This is a genomic window from Cryobacterium sp. Sr3 (genome assembly GCF_004402835.1).
GTDB lineage: Bacteria > Actinomycetota > Actinomycetes > Actinomycetales > Microbacteriaceae > Cryobacterium > Cryobacterium sandaracinum.
In genome coordinates this window covers 1-12,160 of sequence record NZ_SOFA01000044.1, presented here as the reverse complement: position 1 = coordinate 12,160, position 12,160 = coordinate 1, and the positions used below count along the sequence as shown (strand labels likewise).

General features: G+C 60.1%; 7 protein-coding genes. 5 read left to right on the top strand and 2 right to left on the bottom strand.

Going from position 1 to position 12,160, the window contains the following annotated elements; all coding sequences use genetic code 11:
* Nucleotides 1-154: 154 nt before the first annotated feature.
* Both E3N94_RS14730 and E3N94_RS14725 read right to left on the bottom strand, forming a co-directional pair.
* Nucleotides 155-943 carry a hypothetical protein gene (locus E3N94_RS14730; protein WP_134570478.1) on the bottom strand — a complete coding sequence of 263 codons (789 nt, stop codon included), beginning with the start codon at nt 941-943 and terminating at the stop codon, nt 155-157.
* 239 nt (nt 944-1,182) lie between these two features.
* Nucleotides 1,183-2,184, bottom strand: coding sequence for a nuclease-related domain-containing protein (locus E3N94_RS14725; RefSeq protein WP_166790118.1), 1,002 nt, complete (start codon nt 2,182-2,184; stop codon nt 1,183-1,185).
* Between the two features lie 438 nt (nt 2,185-2,622).
* Here E3N94_RS14725 and E3N94_RS14720 point away from each other — a divergent pair, with 438 nt between their 5' ends.
* The 5 genes from E3N94_RS14720 (at nt 2,623) to E3N94_RS14695 (ending at nt 11,588) form a co-directional block, all read left to right on the top strand.
* On the top strand, nt 2,623-3,561 hold the full coding sequence (locus tag E3N94_RS14720; RefSeq protein ID WP_134570476.1) for a GIY-YIG nuclease family protein: 939 nt from the start codon (nt 2,623-2,625) through the stop codon (nt 3,559-3,561).
* Between the two features lie 276 nt (nt 3,562-3,837).
* A complete protein-coding gene (locus E3N94_RS14710; protein WP_134570474.1) occupies nt 3,838-8,727 on the top strand; it encodes a type ISP restriction/modification enzyme in 4,890 nt (1,629 codons plus the stop codon).
* Nucleotides 8,728-8,800: 73 nt separating this feature from the next.
* Complete coding sequence (locus E3N94_RS14705) at nt 8,801-9,712, top strand: hypothetical protein (RefSeq protein WP_134570473.1); 912 nt, start codon at nt 8,801-8,803, stop codon at nt 9,710-9,712.
* 236 nt (nt 9,713-9,948) lie between these two features.
* Nucleotides 9,949-10,746: a hypothetical protein gene (locus E3N94_RS14700; protein WP_134570472.1), complete on the top strand. Its 798-nt coding sequence runs from the start codon at nt 9,949-9,951 to the stop codon at nt 10,744-10,746.
* On the top strand, nt 10,743-11,588 hold the full coding sequence (locus E3N94_RS14695) for a hypothetical protein (protein ID WP_134570471.1): 846 nt from the start codon (nt 10,743-10,745) through the stop codon (nt 11,586-11,588). Before E3N94_RS14700 ends, E3N94_RS14695 begins: the two co-directional genes overlap by 4 nt.
* The last annotated feature ends 572 nt before the right edge of the window (nt 11,589-12,160 follow it).

Below are 12,160 nucleotides of genomic sequence, written 5' to 3'. Positions count from 1 at the left end.
AACGTGATTATGGCCTTTCGTGGGGAATTGCTCAGCATCTGAAGCGGTCCGAGAAACCTGTTGGGATGCGTTACGCCGAGCGTTTTGAGGGCGCGTGTGAGCATTTCTTCGATTCGCTCGGGGAGGTCGGAGCGTTCCGTGACTCGATTGGCCTTCAGCCGACGGAGGCGTCCTGGGTCCGAAGGCCGGCAAGGAATTCGCGTCGCTGGAGCAGTTGTTCAATCGAGTGCAGTGCCTTGAGAACGAAATACAACGCCATCTGGTCGGAATTCGTCAGTCGCAAGACGACGTTGTCGTCGTCGCCCAACGGGAGCTCTTCGCGCTCCAGAACTCCCATGCTCGCCCACGACCGGCCGTGAGCGAAGCCAGACGCAAGACGCCACTCAAACTCAGCCGCCTCGCGGCCAGCCGCCTTCAGCTCTTTGAAGACGGACGTGATCGTGAAGTTGCTGATCGCCGAGCTTGCCGAGATACCCCTGACTTCAGCGATGGCGCCCAGACGTTCAAGTTTCCCGGCGAGGTCTACGGCGCTAAAATTTGCTGTAGCCCGGTGTTGATCGCGGGCATCCTGTGCATACCAGCGCAAACTCCGACTGATCCGCTCATTACGACTAGCGGGCGAGATCACCCACAACCCCGTTACCGCGTTCTCAATTGCGCTGCGCGCAAGTGTGGCCGGCGCTGACGTGTGCAGCAGCCGGGCGTCCCACACAAGCGCCTTCAAAGCATGAAGGTGGTCAATCGCGGAGAAAAGGCACGCGTTGGCGACGTACGTCACCGAATATGGAGCTGCTCCTCGATCGTCACCTGTGAAGGCACTGCCCGTGACAACCGGGAAAGGCTCCGATTCTCCAATCCGGGTGGCCAGAACATCGATGAGCGGGGCTATCTCTCGCCACTTCGAATGAAGAACCTCGTCAGGGATTCGGGCTAATTGCTCCATGACGCGACAGTAGCGCGCCCACCGAAGCTTCAGCGACGAAGGAGATCCGCGACATCCGCTTCGGCTGCGACTCCGCGCTGCTGGGCGATAAGATCGAGAATTTCACCTACTCGGCATAACAGTCCGTGCTGCAGCAGCAGGTGCCCCGACCTGCGCCTTCGCGTCCTGGAAGAACACCACAGCGGCATCGGAAACACTCCACCCATCAACCGCGTTCACAAGGCCTCTGGGAGTTACACCTAGCGGGTGCTGACATACCAAATGGTCAGCCCGACGCAGACTGCGACGAGCTTGATGATCTCGGCCTGGCGCTTCTCCTTCGCCTTCTGGGCTCTCTTGCTGGGCCGGGCGGCGCGGGGCTTCACCGCCGTTGGCTGACGGGTGCGCGTGATTGCAGGGGAGGCCGTGGTGCGCAGCCGCGGAATGACGGGCGGCGTCGCCTCGTCCACGACGCGGTCGCTGAGCGCGTGGAAGGCGGCAGCGATCTCGGCGGGTTCCTCGATGGAGTGTGGGCCCGCGTGCCAGGTCCCGGGTTGCGCTGCCGCGGCGACGATGGCGACGACCTGTTCGACGCTGAAGATGGGGCGGCCGCTGACGGTGACGCAGAGGTCACGGGAGTCGATGATGCGCAGTTCGACACCGTCGCCTTCGGGCGGGGCCTTCCGGGTGATGCTGGCCGGGTCGATGAGGGCGATGACACCGCAGACGGGGACCGTCATCCCGGTCGCCAGGGAGAGCATCTTCTCGGCGCGTTTCGCTTCGTGGCTGGCGTTCCGAATGTACGGCTGCTTGTGATTGCCGACCATGAACCCGCGCCCGGCGACCCAGATTTTCTGGCCAGCGTGCCGTTTCGTGTTGATGGTGAACACCCCGGCTTGGCTGATGACGACGTGGTCGATGTCGCTCTCGCCCTTCCCGACGGGAACGGAGTGCAGAACGGTCCATTCCGGGCCGAGCTGCGCGAGGTGCGCGCCGACCTGGATCTCGCCGAGCGCGCCGATCCGCCACGGCACAGCGGCGTCTGTCAGGAGCACGGCGCCGGTCTCGGGGACGATCTCTCCGGATTCCGCCTGGCGGCGGAGCACCTCGATCATGAGGCCCTGCCCGGGGACGTTGCCCCGGAGGTCCCGGATGACCCGGGGCGCCGCTCTACGCCCGGCTGCGGTCGTATGCGGGCGCGCCGGTGTCTGGTCTGCAGCCGTCTGATCTGCTGCCTGGTTCCCTCCCCCCTGGGATTCCATGACTACTTCCGTTCGCTCAGGTCGCCGCAAAGCAGGCATTGATCCTTGTCTGAATCTTCGGCGATGTTCAGGGTCATCAGGCCAGCCGATGAGGGATGGAAAGCACGAGCAGTATCGCACCCGTGACCGAGCGTAACTTGCATGCACTTGAGTGATCGTGACGCCGGTCGCCCCCAATCGGGGGCATCCGGTATCTCCGCCGGTCGACGCGCTGTCGCCCGGGTCCGCGGGTCCACGACATTCGGAATGGCTGCAGGACGAGCAATGTCGCGGGCACCCTCGCCGTCGGCAGCGATGTGCTCTTGGGCGGCGGTTAGCTGCTGCCCGCGAACGTGAAGTCAAAACGTGGACGCGAGCTGAAAGTGGCGGCTGGGATCTAGCTAGGCTGGCCTCAACGAGGTCCACTCAGGGGGGACCAAGGACCAAGGAGATCAAGCAATGAGCGTTGGCAAATCCGTTCGACTCTTCCTCGCGGAAGGAACACCCGGCGGTTTGTTGACAGCCGAAATCATGAATTGGACGGGGCACGTCTTGGCGGCGCCACGCTCCGAATTGGCTGGCCTGCTCCAGCGTCCTGAAACAAGTCGTACGGGCGTCTACATTCTGATTGGCGATGACCCTGACAGCTTGGGAGGTTCGCTTGCATACATCGGGGAGGGCGACGACATTAGCAAGCGGCTTTACCAGCATGGTCGCCCTGAGGTCTTGGGTGGCAAGGACTTCTGGGACCGCGCCATCGTCCTCACGAGTAAGGACAGCAATCTCACTAAGGCTCACGCGCGATACCTTGAAAGCCGCTTCATCACGCTCGCAAATCAAGCCAACCGGGCAAAATTGATAAACGCCACAGCGCCGATACCCCTTACCCTCCCTGAAGCAGATGTCTCTGACATGGAGTATTTCATTGCCCAGGCCAAGATCGTTCTCCCGGTGCTCGGCGTCAATATCTTTCGATCTGCGGCGACCGTGACCGAGACAACCTCCACCCAAGTCTCCGCCAGCGCCTTCCAGCGTTCTCCTCTGTTCGAGTTACGCATCAAGAGAGACGGCCTTACCGCTACATCCGTTGAGGCCGACGGGGAGTTCACCGTCCTCAAGGGTTCAGGGGCGCGGTTGGTCTGGACTGGCGCGGATGACGGATACCTGCGGTTGCGGGAGAAACTCGAAAAGGACGGCACGCTTCTTCCGTCACGGGACGGCAAAGCGATGTTCTTCGCCCGGGACCAGGTTTTTGCGAGCCCCAGCGCTGCAGCGGCGGTGGTTGCCGGACGCAATGCCAACGGTCGCGTCGAGTGGAAGGTACAAGGGACCGCGGTCAGCTATGGAGGTTGGCAGAACCAAAACGTCGAGCAAGCCGTCGGTCCACTGGATTCGTGAACGAGGCTGCTGACTCGGCAGCAGCCTCTGATGGGCGAGCAGAGGAGTCCCAGCAGAGCTAAAGGCACATGCCCGCAGCGCGGGACGCGTCCGGAGAGATCCACGACCGGATGCCCGTGTTCTTAACCCCGGACGTGTGGGACCAATGGCTGCGCCCACGGAAGATTTTCTCCTGTCTGGACCTGTCCCACCACGCCGGGACGCTGCAATAGGCTGATTCTAGGCCGCAGTGCGGCCATGGGGGGTTCGCTTACGCGAACGCGATCTGGAGTTGCAATGACGACGATTCATGACCTTCTTGCTGAGTACGCCCAGATGGCGCGCGACACCCGGGAAAAGGGCCTTCTCCTTGAGCGGCTAGCCCGCGCATATCTGACGACGGATCCCGTGTGGACAGCACGCTTCGAAGACGTGTGGCTCTGGCAGGACTGGCCAGGGCGCAAAGGCAAGGTCGACACCGGCGTCGACCTGGTTGCCAAGGAGCGCTACGGCGACGGTTTCTGCGCCATCCAGTGCAAGTTTTATGCGCCCACCCACTCCATCGACAAGGGCGATATCGACTCGTTCTTTACCGCCTCAGGCAAGCACCCGTTCACTAGCCGAATGGTGATCTCGACCACGGAAAAGTGGTCCAAGCACGCTGCTGATGCCCTGATCGATCAGCACGTGAAGACCTGGCGTGTGGGCGTCGACGACCTCGCACAGTCTGAGATTGACTGGTCCCAGTATTCGCTCGCGAAGCCGGACGAGCTGGTGGCGCCGACTCTCAAGCAGCTGCGCCCACACCAGGAGGAAGCCGTCGCCGACGTGGCCAAGGGCTTCAAGGCAGCTCCCCGCGGCAAGCTCGTCATGGCCTGTGGGACCGGTAAGACATTCACGAGCCTTCGCATTGCGGAGTCCATTGCCGGTGCTGGCGGGTCAGTCTTGTTCCTGGTGCCGTCTATTGCTTTGTTGTCACAGACGCTCAAGGAGTGGGCGGCCGAGCGCACCCTGCCGCTACGTGCGTTCGCGATCTGTTCCGATAACAAGGTCGGCAAGTACGCGGAGGACTACTCCGTCTCCGACCTCGCATATCCCGCGACGACCAGCACCGCGCAGCTCCTCACCGAGGTCGCCAAAGCGGAGACTGTCGACGGAATGACCGTGTATTTCTCGACCTACCAGTCTGTCGATGTGGTGGCCAAGGCGCAGGCTGCCGGTCTGCCCGAGTTCGACCTGGTCATCTGTGATGAAGCGCACAGGACAGCTGGCTTCACGCTGGAGAAGGGCGTCGAGTCCTCGTTCCTCCGCGTCCACGACGAGAGTGCGATCAAAGCGAAGAAGCGCCTCTACATGACCGCGACGCCGAAGATCTACGGCGAAGCAGTCCGCACGAAAGCATCCGAGAAGAATGCCGTCCTCGTGAGCATGGATGACGAAGCAACATTCGGTCCAACATTCCACCGTCTGGGCTTCGGCGATGCCGTGGAACGCGATCTCCTCACTGACTATCGGGTCCTGGTACTCACCGTCGACGAGGGCACGATTGGTGCCGGCTTCCAGGAAAGCTTCGCCGTCGACGGGGATCTGAATATCCCGGACGCGGCCCGCATCGTTGGCATCTACAACGGGCTCGCCAAACGCGGTGTCCAAGGCCTCGGATCCCACGCCGCCGACCGGGCACCACTGCGCCGGGCCGTGGCATTCTCCCGCTCGATCAAGGACAGCCAAAAGGTCCAGTCCATGCTCAACGGCTACGACGGCAGCTATACCAGGCCAGCCGGCGTCTCCTTCCCCAGCGAAGCGGAACAAAACAGCGAGGACGCCGCGGGCCAGGATGCGGCGGCGGAGTCCCCCCTGCGTCTGGAAGCCAAGCACGTCGACGGCACGATGAACGTGATGATCCGCAACCAGATGCTCGACTGGTTGAAAGCGGAAACCAACCCCGACGACAACGTGTGCCGCATCCTTACCAACGCGCGCTGCCTCAGTGAAGGTGTGGACGTGCCGGCGCTCGATGCGGTCATCTTCCTCAACTCCCGTGACAGCCAAGTCGACGTCGTGCAGAGCGTGGGCCGGGTCATGCGCAAGGTCGAGGGCAAGGACTACGGCTACATTATCCTGCCCATCGCCGTCTCCGCGGATATGACGCCCGAGCAGGCACTCAACGACAACACCAAATACAAGGTCGTCTGGGATGTTCTCCGGGCGCTCCGCGCCCACGATGAGCGATTCGAAGCCAAGATCGAACAGCTCGACCTCAACGGACGCAGCGACGACCAGCTCCAAGTCATCGACGTGCGCGACCCATGGAACAGCGACAACGAACAGCAACCCGGCGATAACGTCCCAGACAATGTCTCGGTCGCCATGGACTGGTCAACGATCGGGGCCGATTGGCGCACCGCGATCTACGCAAAGATCGTCGACAAAGTCGGCGAACGCGACTACTGGGAGAACTGGGCCCGCGACGTCGCCGAGATCGCCAAACGCCAACGGATCCGCATCGCCAGCCTCGTCCAAGGATCCAACGAACACATACGCACGGAGTTCGCGGCATTCGTGGGCGGGCTCCAAGACAACTTGAACCCGTCGATCACTGGAGCAGACGCGATCGAGATGCTGTCCCAGCACCTGATCACCGAACCAGTCTTCGACGCCCTGTTCAAGGACTACTCGTTCAGCGCCAACAACCCGGTCTCCCAGGTCATGCAGCGCATGGTCGACGCACTTCAGGGCAGCAACCTCCAAACCGAAACCGAGGAGCTCGAGTCCTTCTACGCGAGCGTGCGCCGCAGCGTGAACGGCATCACCGATGCTGCCGGCAAGCAGACGACCATCAAACGCCTCTACGAAAAGTTCTTCTCCGGAGCGTTCAAGGACACCCACGAACGCCTCGGCATTGTCTACACCCCGAATGAGATCGTCGACTTCATCCTCAAAAGCGCCGACGAAGTGCTGCGAAAAGAGTTCGGCGCGACCCTGTCGGACGAGGGCGTGCACATCCTTGACCCTTTCACCGGCACAGGCACGTTCATTGTTCGACTCCTGCAGTCCGGTCTGATCAAACCGGCTGACCTGGTGCGGAAATACCGACATGAATTGCATGCCAGCGAGATCGTGCTGCTGGCCTATTACGTTGCAGCGGTGAACATCGAGGAGACCTTCCACGGTCTGGTCAAAGACACCGGCGGGGCGCACGCCGAGAGTTACGGCGTGGTCGGTTACGAACCCTTCCCAGGTATTGTGCTCACCGACACTTTCCAGTCCGCGGAAGATGACGACCGCTACGACGACGGCGGGATCTTCGGCGACAACAACGAACGGGCAAAAGCGCAAAACGCCCTCGACATTCGGGTGATCGTAGGAAACCCTCCTTACTCGTCCGGGCAGGACAGCGCGAACGATAACAACCAGAACCTTAAGTACCCGTTCCTGGACGCACGCATCGCCTCCACCTACGCGGCCAAGTCCACCGCTCAGAACAAGAACAGCCTCTACGACTCCTACATCCGAGCCATCCGATGGGCCAGTGACCGAATCAAAGACCGCGGAGTGGTCGCGTTCGTCTCTAACGGAGGCTTCCTCGACGGGAACACTGCAGACGGCCTTCGGAAGAGCCTTGCTGAGGAGTTCAGCTCTCTCTACATCTTCAACCTGCGTGGGAATACTCGCACGTCGGGCGAGCAGGCGCGCAAGGAGGGCGGACAGACTTTCGGATCAGGTAGCCGCGCGACCATCGCGATATCGGTACTAGTGAGGAACCCGAACGCCACTGAGCACGGGCTCCTGCACTATCGCGACATTGGCGACTATCTCACCCGCGAGCAGAAGCTGTCCCTTGTCGGCGAATACGGCAGCATCGATGGCGTGCCTTGGGAGCCGATCACCCCGAACGATGCGGGTGACTGGCTCAACCAACGCGATGACACCTTTGGTGAATTCACCCCGATCGGGACCCGCTCTGCTTCGCATTCCGCCGTATTCACGTCCTATTCCCGTGGGCTTGCGACAGCACGTGATGCATGGGTCTATAACTCCTCACGCTTTGAGGTAAAGCGCAACGTTCGTCGAATGCTGGATTCGTACAAGGAACAAGTCGATGCCCTGGCTTCAGGCGCAATTACTGAACTTTCAAAAGACTCAAAAGTGATCGCATGGGGCGGAGAATTGCGCAAGCAAGCGGAGCGCGGCACTTCCCTTCACTTGTCACAGGACAATTTCGTCAACTCGACCTACCGCCCTTTCAACAAGCAGCACGTTTATTTTGATGCCCGACTAAATGAACGTCGGTATCAGCTTCCAAAGATGTTCCCAACGGCGGAGCCGGACAATCTCGGTTTTTACTATGTCGGTATGGGGTCGGCAGTCCCCTTCTCAGTACTCATGCTTGATAGCCTCCCCGACCTTCATGTCACTGGTGCGGGGAGTGGCGGCCAGTTCTTTCCCCGCTACACCTACGAGCTGCGCGGCGGCGATACGGAACTCGATATCTTTGGCGAAAGCGATCCCTACACTAGCGTCGACAACGTGACCGATGAGATCATCGCCGAGTATCGAGGGCTGTACGGAGCGGACGTGACGAAAGACGATGTGTTCTTCTTCGTCTATGGGCTGCTGCACTCACCCGATTACCGCACGACCTACGCGGGGGACCTCAAGAAGATGTTGCCGCGCATTCCGAAACTGGCGGACGCAACCGACTTTGTGGCTTTCGCTGAGTCGGGACGACGGCTTTCGGCTCTTCATCTCGGCTACGAGTCAGTGGTTCCATATCCACTTGAGATGGTGACTTCAACGACTGGGCAGAATGCTCTCCCTGATCTACGCGTCACCAAGATGCGCTTTGGTGGCAAGGCCGGCGCCTGGGATAAGACGACGATCCGCTACAACGATGAGATCACTCTCACAGGTATTCCGGATGAAGCGCACGAATATATGCTCGGCTCTCGATCCGCAGTTGAATGGATCATCGAGCGCTATCGCGTGAAGCAGGACAAGGACAGCGGGATCGTCAACGACCCGAATGATTGGGCCACCGAGCACAATGATCCCGAGTACGTCTTGAATCTGTTCAAACGCATCGTCACAGTGAGTGTCCAAACAGTGGCGATCGTGAATTCACTTCCTTCGCTACGGATATTGGATGAGCTCGAGGTCGCTTCCGAAGTCGTCTCCGTCGTTTGACTACTCACCACTCAAGAAAATTCACGCAGGATGCTCACTACTGCAGCCGCGTCACAGAACTCGAAGGCCGCTTATGGAAGACACTTCACGCGAGTTGACGGTCAGCGCTGTGCTTTATTCCTTCTTCCCGGAGGGAGGGAAGCCTGTCAGCGAGGCTGAAAAAATTCACTTCAAAGTGCCCACGCAATGGCAGAAGTTGGCCACCCTGGCGCAGTTTGCCGAGGTACACGGCTCTCTGGCCGGGATGCCGCATGGGTATATGGCGGAGTTGCTCGGCCGCGCTGCCGCGGCCGGGGAACAACTTGGGCTAGCGCTCACCGCGGTCAGGGATGCGGAAGTGTGGCACGACATCGAGCCTGAGCAAGGCAAGGAAAACATGAGGGTCATCGCCGGCCGCGCCCTGGCTGAATCTTCCGGGCTCTGGTCGGTCAGTACCGGCCATGCGGTTACCAACGTCGTGGCACGCGTGGTTTGGGCGCACAAGTTGTCGACTCACCTGGACGAAGCATTCAAGTGGGTCTGGCCGCCCGAGCCATTCGCCGAGACAAGGCAATCCAACCTCTCTCTGAACGCCTCAACGGTGAAGGCTTTAGTGAAAGCGGCGGCAGCGACCGAGGAGTTGCCTCTGAATGCGCTCGTCCATCCGCTGGTCGAGCTCATCAGGAGTCCGGCCTGGGTGGCACTCACTTCACGTCGAGATGTCGGTTATCACCGTTGGAGACCCCAGAGCATCGACGGTGGCGCGCTGACTACGAATCCTTGGGTTGATGAAGGCACTAATTCGTTATCGCTGAGCGTGGGACTCTCCTCCGGTCACGTTCCGCCAACGATTGAGAGCCTCGTGGCCGAGTCTCGGGCCGGTCACGATGCACTCTCGTCGGCGATGGGCGACATCTTTAACAGGCTCCCCGCGGCAATGACGAGCGCCGGAATCGGCATCTGGAAAGCGGACGACGAGGCCGCCGAGCAGCAATCGGACGCTTAGTAAGAAACTCGCGATTACCTCCCGCGAAAGAGCACCTGTCCAGAGCTGTCATGAGGGTCATGCGAGCTGCTGAAAGGTTGTGCTTGTTGGTGGGTGTTCTGCGATCGCAACAGAGAATCCTTCAGCCCGTAAGGGGGTAACAAGGTTCCGTCACCCAAGCCCGTTAACTACCTAGTCTGAAATGTAGTCAAGGAACACTCCAAGGTGGACGTTGAACTCGGACGGAATTGGAGCGCGTGGCGATCAAGATGACGAGCGAAGCCACCCAATGGACCGTCGAGTTGCTGAACACATTGTTCACAAACGGACTCTCAACTCTTCTTGCGTTCGCGCTAGGCCTGCTTTACCTGAAGTCGAATTCTCGTCGATTGTTTCGAATGCGCCAGCCAAAAAGAGTCACCGTTATTGTGTCAACCTCTGCGCAAACGTCGACTGGAACGTACCGCCGTTCTTCCACGGGCATCGGCCAAGTCCGCGCCGTGGCGGACTTGGCGCCGAAATTTTCTCTGGCCTATTGGCGCTGTCGTCTAGACCAAGTCTTCGTAGCTGATGCAGCAATCTATGAACGGATTGAGGGCGACTTGGTCTGTTTGGGTGGGGAAAAGACAAATGCCGTCACGCTTGAATTACTCAGGGAACTTCGGCAAGAACCTGGTTTCCCAATTTCCCCGATCGCTGAATCGAAAATCCTGTGGAACGACCACGAATATGCAAGTCAGGGCGATGGCGACACGCTAAGCCTCGACTACGGGATCATCGTTCGTTCACGTAACCCGATGTCCATGACCCGGGGCCCCATCGTCCTGGTCCTAGCCGGTGCGTCAACTCAAGGCAGCCATGCCGCGTCCAAGGTGTTCACGTCGGATCGCTGGTTTCGCCGTTCCGGAGACGTCGCGGCTCTAGTCGAGTGCCAAGTTCGAGACGGGTTCCCACTTCGTTCACGGATAGTGGCTAGAGCTTGGCGGGGACCTCATCAAACTGCCTGGATCACCGACGACGTACTGGCACCATCCATCGAGGAGGCAAGGCAATGAGCCGTCAATTGCGTGTGAGCGAATCGCTCGTCGTCTCAAAGACAGGATGGCCCGGTGAGAGTGAAGACATCGTCGCGGATGGGCCCGCTTTTCTCGTAGTTTGCGATGGAGCAACGGACAAGTCCGGACTCACATTCAACGGACTATCAGGTGGTCGCGTCGTAGCAGAAATTGTGTGCAAAGTCATCGCAGCGGCGGCCGCCGGAACTCCGGGCGTTGAGCTGGTCCGACGTATCAACTTGAGTTATGAGGAACGGCTGGGTTCGAAGACGCGAGGTCGTGAGGTCGGCGACCTGCCAGCAGCGTCGTTCTGCGCTGTCGACAAAATCGATAGGCGAGTGATTCGAGTGGGCGATTGCTCCTGGCGATCGGTTGAGCGTGTCGAAATGGGTGGGAAAAGGGTTGATGAAATAAGCGGGGACGCGCGGGCAGCTCTTCTCTCATCTTTGCTTCGATCCGGTGTCCGAGAAGAAGTGCTACGTGCAGACGATCCCGGCAGGCAGATGGTTTTACCTCTCATTCGCGCCCAAGCATTCTGGCGTAATAACCCGGAACCGGGAAGTCTGTGTCATGGAGCTATCGACGGCCGAAAAGTTCCCGACAGCTTCATCGAAGAGTGGCAACTCGAGGACGATGAGCACGAGTTGGCAGTCGCTTCAGACGGCTACCCCGACCTTCTCATGACCCTGCGGGAATCCGAGGATTGCCTCAGACAAGACCTCTTGGAAGATCCGCTCCGAATTGGAAGACACCGCACGACAAAGGGAGTCATGCCCGGGAATTTGTCCTTTGACGATAGGGCGTTCGTCAGATTGATCGATAGCGCCGCCTCACAGTCTTAGCAGCTGCACGACGATTTTTCCTTGGCATCATTAGCCTCGGCAGCTGTACCGAGAAGGTCCGACTTTACTGCTTCGACTGCCCAGCGAGGAGGCCAAACGCTTCGGGAACGTCACCCGGTTTGCCTTCCCCGACGGCCGTTGGCGCTCAAGCGAGCGAGGTTCAGCCCTCGTCGCGCGGTGCAGACTCGGGCGTCTAGTCCTCGTCCGCGCGAGCGGCCCCTCGTCGAGCGAGTCCGGCGTCGTCGCAAAGCGTCAAGGTGAATGAGGCTGGCTGCCTTGATCCCGCTGGAGTCTGGGGGCAGAGACGGACGTGACTCGTTGACGTGACTGCCTACGTAAGCCCGAAAGTGCGCACTCCTGGCCGGCCATCGCCGCAGCGCTCAGCTCAGCGTCGGCTTCTGCCGCGCAGCAGAAATACAGCGCCAAGCCACCAGCAGTAACAGCGGCCTGGCTGTGTTAACGCCGACTGAAAACAGGGCCACTTCTGCCAGGCGAGTTCTAGGGCGAATTCCAGCGGTCGTCGCAACACTGGTTGGTTAGCTGGATTCTAGTTCGTCGACGAGGAGCTCGGC